This is a genomic window from Myxococcus sp. AB036A (assembly GCF_006547355.1).
Lineage (GTDB): Bacteria > Myxococcota > Myxococcia > Myxococcales > Myxococcaceae > Myxococcus > Myxococcus virescens.
In genome coordinates, this window is the sequence record NZ_VHLC01000032.1 from 66448 (window position 1) to 85521 (window position 19074).

Consider the following 19074-nt stretch of genomic DNA (forward strand, 5'->3'; position numbering starts at 1 on the left):
AGGGTGAGGACCCCCATGGCCGAACCGGAAACGCAGCCCCCTGGGCGCAGTCCACTGGACGCGCTCGCCGAACGCCTCGGATTGGACAACGGCGTCTGGGGGCGCCGCGCCATCCAGGTCCTTCTCCTGCTCGCCGTCTCTATAGGCGCGGGCTTCGTCATCTCACCGGGTCTCTACAGCCAGCAGATTCCGGCGCTGGCGGAGGAGAACCTCGGCAAGCCGTTCCGAGCCAGCTCGCCCGCTGGCTTCAAGGCCGCGCGGGACTACGAGATCGTCCACCGCGCCATGACGCAGCAGCGGCGCCAGGACGCGCGCGCGGCCGTCAAACCGGTGTACGACCTGAACCCCGCCGTCCTGGGGCAGCTGCGGTCGACGGTGAGCTCCGCCTTCGCGTCCATGCGGCTGCATCTGGACGAACTCGCGGAGGCGCAGTCCGACTCGGAACCCGAGGAGCGCGAGACGCCCCGCCGGCGCAAGCCCGCCGCGTCCCCGGAGATGCTGGAGCTGGAGCGCAGCACCCGCGAGAAGATGCGGGCGGAGCTCCAGGAGCGCTTCTTCGGCAAGCGCGACGCCGTGCTGGAGGCCGAGGACTTCCAGGCGCTCTATGCCACCCGCTTCTCGCAGGAGGCGGAGACGGCCACGCTGCTGGTGCTGGAGCGGGCGTATCGCTCCGAGCGCGGCGCGGTCCATGTGGCGGGCTCTCGGGAGGAGCTGGCGCGGGAGGCGCATCAGGGCCTCACCGTTCGCGACGTGGTGAACAAGGCCGAGGAGTCCCTGTCGGGGGGCTCCACCCAGGTGGTGGACGTCCCCGAGGCGCACCAGGAGATGGAGCGCTTCGCCTCGGTGCCCGGCAACCTGATGCCGGACGCGCCGGGCGTTCAGCGCCGCGCCATCCTCCGGCTGGCCCAGCGGCTGGTTCGGCCGAACCTCACCATCAACATCGCGGAGTCGGACGCGCGCCGGAACCAGGCGGCCCAGGCGGTGAAGGACGCCGTCATCTCCATCAAGAAGGGCCAGCGCGTCATTGGCGACGGTGAGCTGGTCAATGAGTCGCACCTGGTCATCCTGCGTGGCATGCGCGCGGAGACGGACCGGCTGGACCTGGTCCAGCTCCAGGTGGGCGGCACGGGCCTGGTGGGCCTTCTCATCGTCTCGACGTACTTCTTCTGCCGCGCCGCATTCCGGCGCTTCCGTCCCACGCGCAAGGACGGCGTACTGCTGGGACTGTTGCTGCTGGGTCTGTTGGGCCTGCTGCAAATCTGGGTGTCCATCGCGGACGCGGTGCAGGACCGCTACACCGCGCTGCCCATCGAGGCCTTCTATTACGCCTTCCCGGTGGCTGCCGGCGCCATGCTGGTGCGCTTCATCCTCACGCAGGAGCTGGCGCTCTTCTTCGCGCTCGTCTTCGCCTGTCTCACCGGCGTGATGCTGGGCAACTCGCTGGCCTTCGGCGTCTTCACGCTGGTGGGCTCGCTGGTGGCGGCCGACCGCATCGTGAAGGCGAAGGACCGCGTGGGCATCTTCCGCGCGGGTCTGGTGACGGGCGCGGTGAACCTGGTGGCGGTGCTCTTCCTCTTCCTCGTGGAAGGCAAGGGCCTGTCGGCCGACACCCTCATCACCGCGGTGAGCGCCTTCGCGGGCTCCTCGCTGGCGGTGCCGGTGATGGTGATGGCGCTCACGCCGCTCATCGAGGCCACCTTCGGCTACGCGTCGGACATCAAGCTGCTGGAGCTGGCCAACCTGAACCACCCGGCGCTCAAGGAACTCATCGTCCAGGCGCCCGGCACGTACCACCACTCCATCATCATCGGCTCGCTGGTGGAGAACGCGGCGGAGACGATTGGGGCCAACCCGCTGCTGGCGCGCTCGTGTGCGTACTACCACGACATCGGCAAGGGCCGGAATCCGCTCTACTTCGGGGAGAACCAGAAGGGTGAGAACCGCCATGACGCGCTCGCGCCGGCGATGAGCGCGGTCATCATCAAGCGCCACGTGACGGAGGGCCTGGAGATGGCCCGTCAGTACCGGCTGCCCAAGCTGGTGGCGGATGCGATTCCGCAGCACCACGGCACGCGCACGGTGGGGTACTTCTACCACAAGGCCTTGAAGGAGCAGGAGGGCAAGGAAGGTGCTCCGCCCATCGACGAGAGCATCTACCGCTACCCGGGGCCGAAGCCGCAGTTCCGCGAGGCGGCGCTGGTGATGATCGCCGACGCGGTGGAGGCCTCCACGCGCTCCATGGCGGACCCCACCACGCCCAAGCTCCTCGCGCAGGTGCAGAAGATCATCAACCTCATCTTCTCCGAGGGTCAGCTCGACGAGTGTGACCTGACGCTGAAGGACCTCAACCTCATCTCGCAGTCCTTCCTGCACACGCTCGAGGGTATCTACCACACGCGTCCGGCCTACCCGGCGGGCGCCGTGGGTGGGGGCAAGGCGCCGCCGTTGGTGGTGGCGGGCGCGGTGCATCGGCCCGCGGAAGGCAAGGACGGCAAGGACAAGGCGCGGACCGCGGGGGGCGCATGAGCGCAGCACGAAGGGGCAATGGCGTGAGATTGCGCAAGGGGAAGCTGATTCCCCGTGACGACGGCAAGCGCATCGAGGAGTTCGTGGGCGCGGCCACCACCAGCACGGACTCCGCGTCCGTCGCGCGGATGCTGGCGCCTCCCGGGTGGTCCGAGCCCGCGCAGCGCCCCGAATTCGACGAGGTCGTCATCGTCCTCACGGGCGAGCTGACCATCGTGGTGGAGGGGCGTCGCGAGCGCATCTCCGCGGGCGAGGTCGGACTGGTGCCGCGCGGCAAGCGCGTGGTGTACCGCAACGACGGCCAGGGGGCGTGTGACTACTGGTCGGTGTGCGCGCCCGCGTTCCGCCCGGAGCTGGCGCACATGGAGGCGCCCAAGCCCCGCGTGCAGGAGAACCACGTCACCATCCAGGTGGCGCATGGCCAGGGCCGGGACTTCGCGCGCCTGCTGACCACCTGGGCCAGGGCGTACCTGGTGCAGCTCGAGCTGTCCGGCGTGGAGCTGTCCCTGTCCCTGGTGGACGACCGGGCCATCCGCCGGCTCAACCGCACCTGGCGCCAGAAGGACAAGGCGACGGACGTGCTGAGCTTCCCCGCGGGCGACCTGCCCAAGGGCACGCCTGGACCGCGCCCACTGGGGGACGTGGTCATCTCCCTGGACACGGCGAAGCGGCAGGCCAAGGAGTACGGCCGCACGCTGGAGGCGGAGATGGCGCGCTACCTGGCACATGGCCTGCTCCACCTGCTGGGGCACGACCACGAGCGTCCCCGGGACGCCAAGCGCATGGCGGCCCTGGAGGAACAGCTCCTGGGCGAGCGGGGCATGGTGGCGGACTCGCTCCAGGTGGATGCCAAGGCCCGTCGCGCTCGTAGCCTCATGTAGGCCCTCCGCCGGCTCCCCGCTGGACAATCCAGTATCCATCCCGTTGAGCCGGGCGGCGTGCGTGATAGGTAGGCGGCCTCCCGCGTGTTGGACCAAGCCATGCTCCGCCCATCACTCATCGCCTCCTGCCTGCTCGGCCTGCTGCTCCTGGCGGCGCCCGCGCGCGCGGCCTCCATGCCGCCGTGGGGCACGGGAGAAAGCCAGGGCGAGGACCTGGCCATCCTCCTGGTGACGTTCAGTCCCGGGGATGACGTGCCGTCCTGGTGGGGTCACGGCTCGCTGGTGGTGGAGGACCGGCGGCGGCAGATGTCGCGCCTCTACAACTACGGCATGTTCTCCTTCGACGAGGCCATGCTCGCGCGCTTCGCCATGGGCCGGCTGGAGTTCTGGGTGGGCCAGTCGTCGGTGGCCGGCACCTTCCGCTACTACCAGGCCGAGGACCGCGACGTTCGCGTGCAGGAGCTCAACCTCACGCCCGAGCAACGCGTCATCGTGGCGAAGCGGCTGGCGGAGAACGTGCTGCCGGAGAACCGCGAGTACCTGTACCACCACTACAACGACAACTGCGTCACGCGGCTGCGGGACATGATTGACGTGGCCACGGGCGGCCAGCTCCGCGAGGCGGACCGGGCACCCGGGCGGATGACGCTGCGCGAGCACACCCGTCGCTACACCGCGGTGAACGCGCCCATGAGCGTGCTGCTCGACTTCATGATGAACGACGAGATCGACCGTCCCATCACGAAGTGGGAGGAGGCCTTCCTTCCGGATGAGCTGGAGGCTCAGGTCGCGGCGCTCCAGGTGAAGGGCGCGGACGGGCAACCGGCGTCGCTCGCGGCGAAGAGCTGGAACTACTACGAATCCTCCACGCGTCGGCGTCCGCCGGCGGAGCCTCCCCCGTGGGGTCCGTGGATTCTCGCGTTGGGCCTGGCCCTGGGCGGCCTGGCGGTCGGGCTGGCGGTGTGGGAGCGCCAGCGGGGCAGCCGCGTGGCCCGCCTGCTGCTCGGGCTGGAGAACGCCGTGGTGGGGCTGGCGCTCGGGTTGCCGGGCACCGCGCTGTTCATCATGGGGTGGGTGACGGACCACACGGTGACGTACCGCAACGAGAATCTCTTCCTGGCCAACCCGCTGACGCTGCTGGCGCTGCCCTTCGGCGTGGCGCTGACGTGGGGCAGCCAGAAGGCCCGCACGCGCCTGTTCAAGGTGTGGACGCTGCTGGCCGCCCTGGGCGTGCTGGGCGTGGTGCTCAAGGTGTTGCCGCCCTTCGACCAGGACAACTGGCGGCTCATCGCGCTCATCCTGCCCATCTCCCTGGGCATGGCGGGCGCATTCGGTCTGGATCGAGTACTGGCGCGCCTCCCCAAGGCGGACCGCGCGTCAGCCGGACGGCGGGATGCCGTCGCATCGCTGAAGACTCCCTAGAGGATACGGAAAGAAGCCATGGCGAACGATTCGATGGAGAAGATCAACGGCCTCAGGGAGCGTGTGTTGGCGCTCCGGGGGCATCTTTGACCTCGACCGCAAGCGGTCCCGCATCGCGCTGATTGAACGCGACTCCACGCTGCCCACCTTCTGGGACGACAACACCAAGGCGCAGGCGCTCTTGAAGGAGAAGTCCACGCTGGAGGCCAGCGTCGGCGCCTACGACAAGGTGATGCGCGGCCTGGATGACGCGCAGGTGCTCTTCGAGCTGGCCGCCGAGGCCAACGACGAGGCCACCACCCAGGAAGCGGAAGGCTCCCTCACGGGGCTGGAGGGCGACGTCGCCAAGCTGGAGCTGGCGCGCATGCTGTCCGGCGAGCAGGACCGCAGCAGTTGCTTCATGGACATCAACGCCGGCGCCGGTGGCACGGACTCCATGGACTGGGCGGCCATGCTCCTGCGCATGTACACCCGCTACTGCGAGAACAAGGGCTGGAAGGTCGAAATCAACGACGAGGTGCCGGGGGAAGAGGCGGGCTTCAAGAACGTCTCCCTGCGCATCGAAGGTGACTTCGCCTACGGCTACTTGAAGGCGGAAGTGGGCGTGCACCGGCTGGTGCGGATTTCGCCCTTCGACGCCAACGCTCGCCGGCAGACGGCCTTCGCGTCCGTGGACGTCTATCCGGAGGTGGATGACACCATCCAGATCGACATCCCGGAGAAGGACATCGACTTGAAGTTCATCCGCGGCGGCGGCGCGGGCGGCCAGAAGGTGAACAAGACGTCGTCCACCGCGCAGCTGCGCCACCTGCCCACCGGCATCATCATCACCTGCCAGACGGAGCGCTCGCAGTCGGCCAACAAGGACATGGCCTTCAAGATCCTGCGGGGTCGCCTGTACGAACTGGAGATGAAGAAGCGCGAGGCCGCGCGCGACGCCGCCGAGGCGCAGAAGAAGGACATCTCCTTCGGCTCGCAGATCCGCTCCTACGTCATGGCGCCGTACCGCATGGTCAAGGACCTGCGCACCGGCATCGAGACGGGCAACGTGGACGCCGTGCTGGATGGGGACCTGGAGGAGTTCGTCACCGCCCAGTTGCTGGGCGTGAAGAACCCCAACCGCAGCGCGGGCGCGGACTAGGCGCCGCGCCTCACCGTTTCCTCGCCTTCGCCCGGAACCTTTTCCGCGGCCCTGCTGTCGGAGGGCCGCGGGGCAGGGGACCAAGGTAGGCTGAGGGACGGTGGCACCTCCTGCGGAGGGGCTGTCGCGGGAGGACACGCGTGTCATCGGGCGGCGTGCTCGAAATCGGACAGGAAGAGACCGCCGCGGACGCGTCCGAGTCGCGCCGGAAGGACGCGGCGCTGCTGGCCCGGCTGCGCCGGGGTGAGCCGGACGCCTTCGAGCTGCTGGTGCGCACCCACCAGGACCGGCTCTACGATTTCTGCGTCCGCATGGTGGGAGATCGTGAGGAAGCTCACGACCTGGTGCAGGAAATCTTCGTCAGCGTGCACCAGAACGTCCGCCGCTTCCGCGAGGACTCGAAGCTGTCCACCTGGCTGTTCCGCATCACCCGCAACCACTGCATCAACCGGCTCAAGTACCTGAAGCGCCGGGGCCGGGGCCGCTCCGAAGTGTTCGACGAGGCCGCGGCCCTGCTCTCCGAAGGCGGGGGCACCGCGCCCGGCCCGGATGCGGCCCTGGAATCCGCGCGTGAGCGCGCCCGGGTGCAGTGGGCCATCTCCCAGTTGGAGCCGGACGCGCGCATGCTGGTGGCGCTGCGCGACATCGAAGGCCTCAGCTACGACGAAATCATCGACATCACCGAGCTACCGGAGGGCACGGTGAAGAGCCGGCTCCACCGGGCCCGGGAAAAGCTGGCGGACCTCCTGGGGCGGCTTGAGCCATGAACGGCATTCATCGCAGACTGCGGGACGTGGAACCGCGGATGAACCATCGCGAGGCGAGGGCCCTGTTCCTCGCGCTCGCCGACGACGAGCTTCCCGCCCCCAAGGCGCAGGAGGTTCGCACCCACCTGGACGGCTGCGACGACTGCCGCCAGGGCTGGCAGCGCTATTCCAGCACGGTGCAGCGGCTCCAGCGCGTGGAGCGTGAGAAGGCCCCACCCGCGCTCGCCTCCCTGGTGATGAACCGGGTGCGCCGCAAGCGCCGCTTTGGTCTGCGGGGCCTGCACACCCTGCACATGAACCACCGGCTCCCGGTGGAGGTCCTCATCCCGCTGCTGCTGGCGGCCGCCGTGGCCGCCTTCCTGGTGATGGTCGCTCCCTGAGCGGCCATCCGCTGTGTTGCGTTGCTTCCCGGGGGAGGCTTGGCTACGGTGCCGCGCCTTTGGGAAAGCGCGTCATGGCCGAGACCGAAAACAAGAGCGAGAAGAGTGCGGGCGAGGGCGACCTCGGGACGAAGGAACAGGAAATCTACGACCAGCGGCTGGAGAAGGCCGCGAAGTGGCGCGAGGCCGGCTTCAATCCGTACGGCAACGGCTACCGTCCCCAGCACCAGGCCGCCGAAATCCACGAGAAGCACGCCGCTCAGTCCGCCGAGGAAATCGAGCAGGCTGCGCCTCCGCCCTATGACGTCGCCGGCCGCATCGTGGCCATGCGCTCCTTCGGCAAGGCCGCCTTCATCAAGCTGCGCGACCGCTCGGGCGAAATCCAGGTCCACATGAAGAAGGACGCCTTGGGGGACTCCTATGAGACCTTCAAGCTCTGTGACTTGGGCGACTTCCTGGCCGCCACCGGTCCGGTGTTCCGTTCGAAGACGGGCGAGCTCACGCTCTCCGCCACGAAGTTCACCCCGCTCACCAAGTCCCTGCGCCCCCTGCCGGAGAAGTGGCACGGCCTGACGGACGTGGAGGTCCGCTACCGTCAGCGGTACCTGGACCTCGTGTCCAACCCGGACGTGAAGCAGACCTTCCTCCGGCGCAACAAGCTCATCCGCTTCATCCGCAACTTCCTCGACACGCGTGACTTCGTCGAGGTCGAGACGCCGATGATGCACCCGCTCGTGTCCGGCGCGGCGGCGCGGCCCTTCACCACGCACCACAACGCGCTCGACATCGACCTGTACATGCGCATCGCCCCGGAGCTGTATCTCAAGCGCCTGGTGGTGGGCGGCCTGGAGCGCGTCTACGAGGTCAACCGCAACTTCCGCAACGAAGGCATCAGCACCCGGCACAACCCCGAGTTCACGATGCTGGAGTTCTATCAGGCGTACGCCACGTACGAGGACCTGATGGACCTCTCCGAGGAGATGATTTCGGAGGCCGCCAAGGCTGTCACCGGCGACACGAAGGTGAAGTACGGCGACCACGTGCTCGACTTCGGCAAGGGCTGGAAGCGCATCTCCATGACGGAGGCCATCCGCGAGGTGGTGAGCGGCCTGTCCGACAAGGACATGGCGGACGCGGACCGGCTGCGCCACGAGCTGCTCAAGACGAGTCACTCGGAGGCCGAGCGGCGGGCCATCGACACCATGAATCACGGTGAGCTGGTGGGCGCGCTCTTCGAGCACCACGTCGAGCACACGCTCATCCATCCCACCTTCATCACCCATTTCCCCACCGCCGTCTCGCCGCTGGCCCGGCGCAATGACCAGAACCCGGACGTGACGGACCGCTTCGAGCTGTACGTGGCGGGCCGCGAAATCGCGAACGCCTTCTCCGAGCTGAACGACCCGCTGGACCAGAAGGGCCGCTTCCAGGCTCAGCTGGACGCGAAGCAGCGGGGCCAGCAGGAGACCATGGACTACGACGAGGACTACATCCGGGCCCTCGAGCACGGCATGCCGCCCACCGCCGGTGAAGGCATCGGGATTGATCGGCTCGCCATGCTGTTCACGGATTCGCAGAGCATCCGGGACGTCATCCTGTTTCCCCTCCTCAAGCCACTGGCGAAGTAGCCAGGAGGCCGCGTGCACTCCGCCGAACGGCAGACCGTCCATCGCTGGACCTTCATCTGGATTGGGGCGCTGGTCGCCCTGGTGGGCTTCAGCCTGCTCGGGGTGGCGCTCACGTCCTCTCAAGCCTGGCTGGAGACCAGCTCCTCCCTGGGGCTGTCCCTGCTGGGGTGGGGCGGGCTGGTCCAGGCCCTCAACGCGCTGCTGCTCGTGTCGGAGCAGCCGGTCGCGCCGGTGCCCAACACGGGCCTCCTCGTCGCGGGCTCCGTCGTCTGGCTCGCGGGGTGGGCGCTCATCGCCGCCGGCATCCGCCGCGCGCCGGAGCCCACCGAAGGGCCCAGCCCGGCCGCGGGCGCCACGCTGTACCCGCGCCTGGCGCGCTACCGGGACTTCTACTGGAGCACCCTGGGCGCCTACGGCGGCGGCATGCTGCTGGCGGAGGTGGTCCTCGTCCTCCTGCAGACGGTGCTGTCCAGCGGCGTGTCCGCCACGGAGCTGGGCTCGGCGGGGAAGGGCGCCAGCGGCGGCTTGTCGCTGCCGCCCACCGGGGCCTTCGCCATCGCGCTGCTCGCGGGTGGCATGGTGGCCTTCATCTCCGGCTTCATCGGCGCGTCGCGCGCGCAGCGGCTGTCGCTGCCCGAGGCCACCATCGGCGTGCTGTACCTGGGCCTGCCCATCCCCATCGTCCTCACGTTGATGGAGCGGCTGCCCGGACTGCAGCTCGCGCTGGGCTACCGGCTGCGCGAGGTGACGTACGTCGCGGGGCTGATTGGCCGCCCGGAGCTGGGGTATTGGCTCGTCTTCACCTTCCTGGTGCTGGCGCTGGTGCTGGGCATCAACACCGGCTTCATCGCCGCCGGCAGCGGCCGGGTGGACCTGAAGCTGGGGTTCGAGCTCTTCGTCGCGCGCCGGCACGTGGCGGTGTTCCGGCCGTCGCTGCTGCTGGGGACGCTGGCGGTGCTGATGCTCGGCATCATCCCCCCGCTGCTCATCTACTTCATCATTCGCTCGGCGGAAGCGGCCGTGGAGCGCACCCGCATCCGCGAGCTGGGCCTGAAGGACCCGTTGGCGGCCGCCTCCGACCTCAACCGCCTCAAGCTTCGGGAGCAGTCGCCCACCATGATGATGACCGCCCTGTCCGTGGGCGGCGTGGGCGTGGGCGTGATGGCGCTCATCATCGTGCTGTCGGTGATGAGCGGCTTCGAGGCCGACCTGCAGCAGAAGATCCTGGGCACCAACGCGCACGCCGTGGTGTCCAAGTACGCGGGCGACCTGCCCGAGTACGCCAAGGTCATGGAGTCCGTCCGCAAGGTGCCCGGCGTCGTGGGACAGACGCCCTTCATCATCAACCAGGTGATGATTGCGTCCGAGGGCAACGTGGACGGCGTCATCATCAAGGGCATCGACCCGGGCACGGTGGGCGAGGTGACGGACCTGCCCAAGAACATCCTCGGTGGCGGCTCGCTCGATATCCTCTATACGCCGGAGAAGATCGTCCACCGCGGCCTGCCGGACGAGGAGCCCGCGGAGGAGAGCGGGGTCGAGGAGGACGACATCATCCGCCGCTCCGGGACGCCCAAGAAGGCGCCGGTGCTGCCGGGCATCGTCATTGGCCGTGAGCTGGCGGCGTCGCTGCGCGTGGTGGTGGGAGACCGGGTGAACGTCGTCTCCCCGCTGGGCACCGAGCTGGGGCCGTCCGGCCCGATTCCGAAGAGCCGCGCCTTCCGCGTAGCGGCCATCTTCTACTCGGGCATGTACGAGTACGACTCCAAGTTCGTCTACATCCTCCTCAAGGAGGCCCAGGACTTCTTCGACGTGAAGGGGGCCACGGGCATCGAGCTGAAGGTGGCGGACATCGACGATGCGCGGCGCATCGCCTCGCAGGTCGTGAAGGTGCTGGGCGGCTACCCCTACCGGGCACGCGACTGGGGAGAGATGAACAAGAACCTCTTCTCCGCGCTGCGCCTGGAGAAGCTGGTGATGGGCATCATCCTCTCCATCATCATCATCGTGGCCGCGGGCCTCATCGTCGCCACCGTCATCATGCTGGTACTGGAGAAGCGGAAGGAGATTTCCGTCCTCAAGGCACTGGGCGTCCCTGATGGCGGCATCGTGAAGATATTCCTCGCGGAGGGCCTTCAGATTGGCGTCGCGGGCGGCTTCCTCGGTCTGATTTCCGGCCTGTCCTGGTGCGTCTTCATCGAGAAGGTCGGCATCAAGCTGGACCCGGACGTCTATTACATCCCGGCGGTGCCGGTGCGCGTCGAGCCGGTGCAGACCGTGCTGGCCGTCGTCATCGCGGTGCTCGTCACCTACCTCGCCTCCATCTACCCGGCCCTCAAGGCCAGCAGCGTGGAGCCGGTGGAAGGCCTCAAGGCGGAGTAGCCATGGCGCTCTTGTCCATCCGCAACGTCTTCAAGAGCTACTTCCTGCACGGCAAGCGCATCGACATCCTTCGAGGCGTGTCGCTGGACATCCAGCGGGGAGAGCTCGTCTCGCTGGTGGGCGCGTCCGGGGCGGGGAAGAGCACCTTCCTGCACGTCCTGGGCACCCTGGATGCCCCGGCCGCCGGCGAGGTGATGTTCGAGGGCCGCGCGGTGTTCTCCATGAACGACGCGGAGATCGCCGAGTTCCGGAACCAGACCATCGGCTTCGTTTTCCAGAGCCACTTCCTCTTGCCGGAGTTCACCGCCCTGGAGAACGTCGCCATGCCCGCCCTCATCCGGCGACAGGACCGCACCGCCGCCTACGCCTATGCCCGTGAACTGCTGGAGCGGGTGGGACTGGGACATCGCGTGGACCACCGTCCAGGGGAACTGTCGGGTGGTGAGGCCCAGCGCGTGGCCCTGGCGCGCGCCCTGGTGCTCAAGCCCGCGGTGTTGCTGGCGGACGAGCCCACCGGCAACCTCGACCCGGCGACGGGCGAGGGCATCCACCAGCTCCTTCGGGAGGTCAACCGCGAGCAAGGCATCACGGCCGTGGTCGTCACCCACAACGAGACGCTTGCCCGCTCCATGCCCCGCCGCCTCCGGTTGGCCGGGGGCGAGGTGTCGGAGGCGTGATGTCCTGGCAATTTTGCATTGAGGCCCTGATGGGCCTTCCCGTAGATTGCCCCGCCTTTTCCTGGCCGGTCTCCCCTTGAGGCACCCCGTTCTGTCGCGCAAGTCACTGCTCCCGCTGCTGGCGGTCGCCATGTGGTCCCTCGTGCCCGGCTCCGTGCTGGCGCAAGAGGATGAGGGCGCCGCCGCGCCTTCTGCCGTGCCCGAGGTGACCGCTCCCGCTGCTCCTGCCGATGTGGCCTCCGAGCCCACGCTCCCCGAGGACGCCCCGGTGTCGCCGGAGGATGCCCGCCGGGTCGTGGAGGTCCGCGTCGAAGGCAACCGACGCGTCGAGGCCGAAGCCATCCGCCGCGCCCTCCGAACCCGTGTGGGCGACGAACTGAGCCCCATGCGCACCGCCCAGGACCTCCGGGCGGTGTGGGCACTGGGCTACTTCCAGGACGTGGAGCTGCTCGTCCAGCGGCTGGCCCGCGGCATCGCCTACGTGGTGCGCGTGGAGGAGCGCCCCACCGTCCGGCTCGTCCAGCTCGTCGGCAACGAGGAGCTGAGCAAGGACGACCTGAAGGAGGAGATTGACGTCAAGCCCTCCACCATCCTGGACATGGAGCTGGTGCGCTCCAGCGTGCAGAAGATCCAGGCGAAGTACGTGGAGAAGGGCTACTTCCTCGCCGAGGTCAGCCACCAGCTCAAGCCCGTCGAGGGCGGCGCCAACGTGGATGTGGTGTTCAACATCAACGAGCGCGCCAAGGTGATGGTGAAGCAGATCACCATCCTCGGGGCGGAGAAGCTGTCCGCCGCGGAGCTGAAGGAGACGATGATCACCCGCGAGGGCGGGTTCCTCTCCTTCTTCACCGGTGAGGGCACCTACCGCGAGGAGGCCTTCCAGCGCGACCTGGCCGTCATCCAGATCGCCTACTACGACAAGGGCTTCATCAACGTCCGGGTGGACAAGCCCACCGTCCAGCTCTCCGCGGACAAGCGCTTCATCTTCATCACCCTCCGCGTGACGGAGGGCGAGCCGTACGACATCGGGAAGATCGACTTCTCCGGAGACCTGCTCGACGACGTCACCAAGGAGCAGATGGCGTCGATGATGAAGTCCGCCACCGGCGAGCGCTTCAACCGCTCGCAGCTGTCGCAGGACATCCTCTCCGTCTCGGACGTCTACTACGACCGAGGCTACGCCTACGCGAACATCAACCCCATCACCAGCGTCAACGCGGACAGCCGCACGGTGGACCTGACCTTCGACGTGCAGAAGGGGCCCCAGGTCACCATCGAGCGCATCGACGTGGTGGGCAACAGCAAGACGCGTGACAAGGTCATCCGCCGCGAGCTGCGCGTCTACGAAGGGGAGCTCTACAGCGGCACCGGCGTGCGCCGCAGCCGCGAGCGCGTCACCGCGCTGGGCTTCTTTGAGACGGTGGAAATCACCCAGCGCCCCGGCTCGGCGGACGACACCATCGTCCTCCAGGTGGAGGTGAAGGAGAAGGCCACCGGTACGTTCCAGGTCGGCCTGGGCTTCTCCAACGTGGAGAACTTCATCTTCACGGCGCAGATCGCCCAGAACAACTTCCTGGGCTGGGGCCAGAGCGTCTCCGCGTCCGCGCAGATTTCCGGTCTGCGCTCCCTGGTGCAACTGTCCTTCTACGACCCGTACTTCCTGGACACGCGCTACCTGCTGTCGGCGGAGTTCTTCCGCATCCAGGCGGACTACGAAGGCTTCATCCGCAATTCGACCGGTGGCACGGTGTCCATCGGCTACCAGTTCATCGACGACCTGCTGGGCACCATTGGTTACTCACGTGAGTGGGTCAACGTGGAGGCCGGGCAGAACCTGGGCGCGGTGCTGCTGGCCAACCAGTTCCTGTCCGGAACGACCAGCGCGGCCCGCCTGTCGCTGTCGTTCGACCGGCGCGACAACCGCCTGTTCCCGTCGCGCGGCTTCATCCACTACGGCTCGGTGGAGCTCGCCCCGGACTTCCTGGGCGGTACGTTCCTCTACAACCGGTACACGGCCTACTCGCGGCTGTACTTCCCCATGCCGCTGGGCTTCGTCTTCAAGACGAACGCCACCATTGGCTACATCCAGCAACTGGACCAGAACAAGCCGCTGCCCATCTCGGAGCTCTACTACGTGGGCGGCATCAACAGCGTCCGCGGGTACTTCCTGCGCAGCATCAGCCCGTCCGTGAAGGTTCCCCGCTCCGGCAGTCCGGACGCGACCATCACGGATTTCCGGGTGGGCGGTAACAAGCAGCTCATCTTCAACTTCGAGCTGGAGTTCCCCATCTTCGAGAAGGCCGGCCTGCGCGGCGTCGTCTTCTACGACGCGGGTAACGCCTTCGCGGCGAATGAGCGCTTCTTCGAGGACCGTCAGGACCGGCTGCCGGCCGGTCTCTTCCATGCCGCCGGCTTTGGATTCCGCTGGTTCTCGCCCATTGGCCCCCTGCGCTTCGAGTGGGGCATCCCGCTCACCAAGCGGCCGGAGGACGACAACATCCTGTTCGAGTTCACTATCGGCAACTTCTTCTGATAAGCCCTTGGCCCGTCGTCCGGCGTCCGCGCCCACGGGCGGAGGGAATTGAAGATGCCCGATAGGCGTACGTCGGAGCTTGTACCCTTCCTGAGGAGTTGCTGAACATGTCGCTTCGCACCACCATCGCGGCCACGGCCGCCGCTCTGTCGCTCGCCCTCCCGGTGGCCGCCTCGGCCGCCGAGCTGAAGGTCGCCTACGTGGACCTCCAGAAAGTCATGCTGGAGGTGGATGACGGAAAGGCCGCCAAGGCCCGTCTCCAGAAGTGGCTCGACGACCGCCAGAAGGAAATCGACAAGGAGCAGAACGCGCTCCGCGCCGAGAAGGAGACGCTCGACAAGCAGGCCAGCGCCATGAGCGCGGAGAGCAAGGCCCAGAAGGAGGCCGAGCTCCAGCGCAAGGTGATGTTGCTCGCCCAGAAGTGGGAGAAGAGCCGCGCCGAGGCCGCCAACAAGGAGCAGCAGGAGATGAAGCCGATCATCGACAAGATCGACTCCATCATCAACACCATCGCCGAGCGCGATGACCTGGGCTTCGTCCTCGAGCGCCGCGACTCCGGCATCGTCTACGCCCGCTCGCAGCACGACATCTCCAACGAAGTCATCCGGGCGTACAACAGCTCGAAGAAGACGGCGGCGAAGGACGCCCCGACGAAGAAGTAGCCGTCACTCCCAACTCGTGCAGACCGCTCCCATGCCCCGCCAGCTCGGGGAACTCGCCGCCCACGTGGGTGGAGAGCTCCTCGGTGACCCCTCACAGCTCATTCACGGACTCAACGGGCTTGAAGAAGCCGGCCCGGGAGACGTGTCTTTCTACGGAAACCCGCGCTACCGGCGCCAGTTCGAGGCCACCCGTGCCTCGGCGGTGCTGGTGGGCGCCGACGTGCCCCCCCGCGAGGGCGTGGCGCTGGTCCGGGTGGCCAACCCACATCTGGCGTACGCGAAGCTGCTGCGCCTGTTCCACGCGCCCGAGCGTCCCGCCGCGGGCGTGAGGCCCGGCGCCTGGGTCCATCCCGAGGCCACCGTCCATCCGGAGGCCGTGGTGCTGCCCGGCGCGTCGGTGGACCGGGGCGGACGGGTGGGCGCGCGCACGGTGCTGTACCCGGGCGCCTACGTGGGTGAACAGGCCGAGGTGGGGGAGGACTGCGTCCTGTACCCCAACGTCACGGTGCGCGAGCGCTGCATCGTGGGCGCGCGCGTCATCCTCCATGCCTCCAGCGTGGTGGGCGCGGACGGCTTCGGCTTCGCCTTCAACCCGGAAGGCGAGGCGGGGCCGGAGCACTTCAAGATTCCCCAGGTTGGCATCGTCCGCATCGAGGACGACGTCGAGGTGGGGGCGTGCACCTGCATCGACCGCGCGACGGTGGGCGAGACGGTGGTGGGGCGCGGCGCGAAGCTCGACAACCTGGTGCAGATTGCCCACAACGTGCGAGTGGGCCCGCTGTCCCTCATCTGCGCTCAGGCCGGTGTGTCCGGCTCGGCGGAGGTTGGGACGGGCGTGGTGCTCGCGGGGCAGGTTGGCGTGGTGGGGCACATCCGCGTCGGTGACCTGGCCAAGGTGGGCGCGCAGTCCGGCGTCGCGCACGACGTGCCAGACGGCCAGGTGGTGAGCGGTAGCCCTGCCGTTCCCCACCGAGAGTGGCTGCGGGCCAGCGCCGCGGCGGGCCAGATGGCGGACCTGCTCAAGGAAGTGCGCGCCCTGCGGCGCCGGGTGGAGACGCTGGAGAAGGAAAAGGGGCCGTGATGGACATCGGAGAGATTCTCAATCTGCTTCCGCATCGGTACCCGTTCCTGCTGGTGGACCGGGTGGTGGAGATCGTCCCGGGCCAGAAGCTGACGGCTTACAAGAACGTCACCATCAACGAGCCCTTCTTCAATGGGCACTTCCCCGGTCACCCGGTGATGCCGGGTGTGCTCATCCTGGAGGCGCTGGCGCAGGCGACGGCCATCCTCGCCTACAAGAGCGAGAACATGGACCCGTCGCGCAAGCTCACGTACCTGATGGGCGTGGACGGCGCGCGCTTCCGCAAGCCGGTGTTGCCGGGGGATCGACTCCAGTTGGAGATCGAGGTGGTGCGTCACAAGGGCGCTGTCTGGAAGACGAAGGGCCTGGCGACGGTCGACGGCGCGCGTGTCGCCGAAGGCGAGTTCCTGGCAACCGTCGTGGACAAGGACGCCGACGCGGCTGAGAGCGCGGCATCCTGATTCGCGCCCCGCGAGCACGAGGAGACTTCATGGCTCAGGTTCATCCCACCGCGGTGGTTCATCCCGACGCCCGCCTTCACGAAACCGTCGAGGTCGGCCCCTATTCCATCATTGGTCCCCAGGTGACGATCGGTGCGGGCTCCCGTGTGGGGCCTCACGTCGTCATCGAAGGCCGCACGACGCTGGGCGAGCGCAATCGCATCTTCCAGTTCGCCTCTGTTGGCGCCGACCCGCAAGACCTCAAGTACGCGGGCGAGGACACGGAGCTGGTGCTCGGCGACGACAACCAGATTCGCGAGTTCGTGTCGCTGCACAAGGGGACCGCCGGTGGTGGCGGCGCGACCCGCGTTGGCAGTGGCAACCTCTTCATGGCCAACTGCCACGTCGCGCATGACTGCGTGGTGGGCAATGGCTGCCGCATCGGCAATGGCTCCGCGCTCGCGGGCCACGTGACGATGGAGGACCACGTCATCATCAGCGGCCTTGCGGCGGTGCATCAATTCACCCGCCTGGGCAAGCACGCCTTCATCTCCGGCGGCGCCATGGTGACCATGGACATCCCGCCGTATGCCACCGCCCAGGGAGACCGGGCGGAGCTGGTGGGCCTCAACACGGTGGGCCTGGAGCGCAGCGGCTTCTCCAAGGAGCAGATCGAGCGGGTGAAGGAAGCGCACCGCATCCTGTTCCGCTCGAAGCTGACGCTCCAGGAGGCCATGGTGCGGTTGCGCGCGGAGCTGGCGGGCCACTCCGAGGTGGACCACCTCATCCAGTTCATCCAGCAGAGCAAGCGCGGCCTCACGCGCTGACGCCGTGAGCGACGGAGGGGCATCGGCGGTGGATCGGATTGGCCTCATCGCGGGCAACGGCCGGCTGCCCTTTCTCTTCGCGCGTGCCGCGAGGAAGAAGGGCCTGGAAGTCGTGGTCGTGGCGCACCGGGGAGAGACGGACCCGGCGTTGGCGTCGGAGGTGGACCGGCTGACGTGGGTGCGTGTCGGTCAGGTGGACCGCATCCAGAAGGCCTTCCGGGAAGCGGGCGTGAAGCAGGCGGTCATGGCGGGCGGCATCGGCCGCGTGCGGGCGCTGGCGGAAGCCCGGCCGGACCTGGGCGCGGTGCGCATCATCTCCCGGCTGCGAAGCTTCCGGGATGATGCGCTGCTGCGCGCGGTGGCCTCGGACTTCGAGTCGCGCGGCGTCACCATCATCGCCCCCACGGACTTCCTGGGGGAGGTGCTGTGCCCGGAGGGCCACCTCGCGGGGCCCCGGCTGCACCCGGCGCAGGAGAAGGACGTGGCCCTGGGCCGCGAGGTCGCCATGCTGCTGGGCCAGGCGGACGTGGGGCAGACGGTGGTGGTGCACAACGGCCACGTCCTGGCGCTGGAGGCGGTGGAAGGCACGGACGAGGCCATCCTCCGGGGCGGCAGGCTGGGTGGCAACGCAGGCGCCGTGGTGGTGAAGCGCTGCAAGCCGCAGCAGGACCTCCGCTTCGACCTGCCGGCTGTGGGCCCTCACACGCTGGAAGTCATGCAGGAGGTGGGCGCGCGCGTGCTGGCGCTCGAGGTGGGGCGCACGGTGCTGCTGGACGCCCCGGCCCTCTTCGCGGGCGCCGAGTCCAGGGGCATCACCATCGTCGGCGTGCCCTGAGCCCCGGCGCCCCGTGCGCCGGCGGTGTCTAGAAGCAGCGCGCGCGCGCGGCCACGTTGACCTGGCCGGACGCGCCGCCCAGGTACCATGAGCCGCCCGCCTGGTAGGTGCGGACGTACTCCCCGCCACCCTCGAACTTGCCCCGGACGTACGTCAGGGCGCAGGAGCGGCCCGCGCTGCCGCCCAACGCCGTGGCCGAGTTGCCCTGGCTCCAGGTGTACTCCGGGCTGAACGTGGTGCCAGCGCCCAGGTCGATGCATCGCGCGCGCGCCCGCACACCACTCTGGCTGGAGTTGCCCGTCATGTACCAGCTTCCGGCGGTCTCATAGACGTGGACCCACTCGCCGCTCCCATGGAACTTGCCCGCGACGCCGGTCAGGTAGCACACGCGGTTGGTGGAGGAGCCCAGGTACGTGGGGTAGCTCGACGACTGGGTCCACGTGTACTCCGTGCCCGTATCCGCCACGTTGATGCAGCCCGCGGCGCCGTTGATGCCGGTCTGCGACGAGTTGCCGCCGAGGTACCACGAGCTGCCCGTCTGAAAGATGTCGACGCGCTCGCCGCCACCTTCGAAGTCTCCACCCACGCGCATCAGATAGCAGGTCCGGTTCACCGTCGTACCCATGGGCGTGGCGAGGTTGCCTTGGGACCAGGTGTATGTGTTGGCCGTGGCCAGCTCCTGGCCCTGCGTTGTCAGGTCCTGCGCGGCGGGGGGCTCCGCGGAGACGTCCATCAGGTCCTCGGGACCGCAGCCCCACAGGACGGCGGGCATGGACAGGGCAATCAGTGCGTGACGCAGCTTCGACATGGGTTGAGTTTCCTGTGGTGTGAGGTGTTGAGGCGGCGCGGCGCGTGCGGCCCTGAGCCCTTCACGCGTCCTTGCCGCGTCGCT

Annotated in this window: 16 protein-coding genes; 15 read left to right on the plus strand and 1 reads right to left on the minus strand. The window is 68.2% G+C overall.

From position 1 onward, the window contains the following. Positions 1-15: 15 nt before the first annotated feature. The 15 genes from FL344_RS15660 (at position 16) to FL344_RS15730 (ending at position 18182) form a co-directional block, all read left to right on the plus strand. On the plus strand, positions 16-2526 hold the full coding sequence (locus tag FL344_RS15660; RefSeq protein ID WP_194858414.1) for an HD family phosphohydrolase: 2511 nt from the start codon (positions 16-18) through the stop codon (positions 2524-2526). Then, positions 2523-3407: an rRNA maturation RNase YbeY gene (gene ybeY / locus FL344_RS15665; RefSeq protein WP_194863122.1), complete on the plus strand. Its 885-nt coding sequence runs from the start codon at positions 2523-2525 to the stop codon at positions 3405-3407. Before FL344_RS15660 ends, ybeY begins: the two co-directional genes overlap by 4 nt. A 99-nt stretch (positions 3408-3506) precedes the next feature. Then, the gene (locus FL344_RS15670; RefSeq protein ID WP_141619100.1) at positions 3507-4829 is read left to right on the plus strand and encodes a DUF4105 domain-containing protein; all 1323 of its coding nucleotides are present in this window, start codon (positions 3507-3509) and stop codon (positions 4827-4829) included. Between the two features lie 18 nt (positions 4830-4847). Further along, positions 4848-5970 (plus strand): peptide chain release factor 2 gene (gene prfB, locus FL344_RS15675; RefSeq protein WP_228558019.1). Its coding sequence is split into 2 segments (ribosomal slippage): positions 4848-4916 and positions 4918-5970, totalling 1122 coding nucleotides; the frame shifts between segments, so codons are not numbered across the junction. Between the two features lie 140 nt (positions 5971-6110). Further along, the gene (locus tag FL344_RS15680; protein WP_141619101.1) at positions 6111-6737 is read left to right on the plus strand and encodes an RNA polymerase sigma factor; all 627 of its coding nucleotides are present in this window, start codon (positions 6111-6113) and stop codon (positions 6735-6737) included. A 38-nt stretch (positions 6738-6775) separates the two neighbouring features. Next, positions 6776-7117 carry an anti-sigma factor gene (locus FL344_RS15685; RefSeq protein ID WP_090495551.1) on the plus strand — a complete coding sequence of 114 codons (342 nt, stop codon included), beginning with the start codon at positions 6776-6778 and terminating at the stop codon, positions 7115-7117. A gap of 74 nt (positions 7118-7191) precedes the next feature. Then, positions 7192-8745 (plus strand): lysine--tRNA ligase, encoded by a 1554-nt coding sequence (lysS, locus tag FL344_RS15690; protein WP_141590908.1) that lies wholly within the window; start codon positions 7192-7194, stop codon positions 8743-8745. A 12-nt stretch (positions 8746-8757) separates the two neighbouring features. After that, complete coding sequence (locus tag FL344_RS15695) at positions 8758-11127, plus strand: ABC transporter permease (RefSeq protein ID WP_141590911.1); 2370 nt, start codon at positions 8758-8760, stop codon at positions 11125-11127. A gap of 2 nt (positions 11128-11129) precedes the next feature. Further along, complete coding sequence (locus tag FL344_RS15700; protein WP_090495491.1) at positions 11130-11804, plus strand: ABC transporter ATP-binding protein; 675 nt, start codon at positions 11130-11132, stop codon at positions 11802-11804. A 130-nt stretch (positions 11805-11934) separates the two neighbouring features. Then, entirely contained in the window at positions 11935-14337 is a 2403-nt protein-coding gene (bamA, locus tag FL344_RS15705) for an outer membrane protein assembly factor BamA (protein WP_228565081.1), read from the plus strand. Between the two features lie 107 nt (positions 14338-14444). After that, entirely contained in the window at positions 14445-14999 is a 555-nt protein-coding gene (locus tag FL344_RS15710; RefSeq protein WP_141590916.1) for an OmpH family outer membrane protein, read from the plus strand. 31 nt (positions 15000-15030) lie between these two features. Next, positions 15031-16080: a UDP-3-O-(3-hydroxymyristoyl)glucosamine N-acyltransferase gene (gene lpxD / locus FL344_RS15715; RefSeq protein WP_194863123.1), complete on the plus strand. Its 1050-nt coding sequence runs from the start codon at positions 15031-15033 to the stop codon at positions 16078-16080. Next, positions 16080-16541 carry a 3-hydroxyacyl-ACP dehydratase FabZ gene (gene fabZ / locus FL344_RS15720; protein WP_141619106.1) on the plus strand — a complete coding sequence of 154 codons (462 nt, stop codon included), beginning with the start codon at positions 16080-16082 and terminating at the stop codon, positions 16539-16541. The genes lpxD and fabZ overlap by 1 nt, the downstream gene beginning before the upstream one ends. 29 nt (positions 16542-16570) lie before the next feature. Continuing rightward, the gene (gene lpxA / locus FL344_RS15725; RefSeq protein ID WP_011554711.1) at positions 16571-17347 is read left to right on the plus strand and encodes an acyl-ACP--UDP-N-acetylglucosamine O-acyltransferase; all 777 of its coding nucleotides are present in this window, start codon (positions 16571-16573) and stop codon (positions 17345-17347) included. Between the two features lie 28 nt (positions 17348-17375). Continuing rightward, positions 17376-18182 carry an LpxI family protein gene (locus FL344_RS15730; protein WP_141590918.1) on the plus strand — a complete coding sequence of 269 codons (807 nt, stop codon included), beginning with the start codon at positions 17376-17378 and terminating at the stop codon, positions 18180-18182. A 28-nt stretch (positions 18183-18210) separates the two neighbouring features. Here FL344_RS15730 and FL344_RS15735 read toward each other — a convergent pair whose 3' ends face one another. Continuing rightward, on the minus strand, positions 18211-18990 hold the full coding sequence (locus tag FL344_RS15735) for a hypothetical protein (protein ID WP_141590920.1): 780 nt from the start codon (positions 18988-18990) through the stop codon (positions 18211-18213). Positions 18991-19074: the final 84 nt, after the last annotated feature.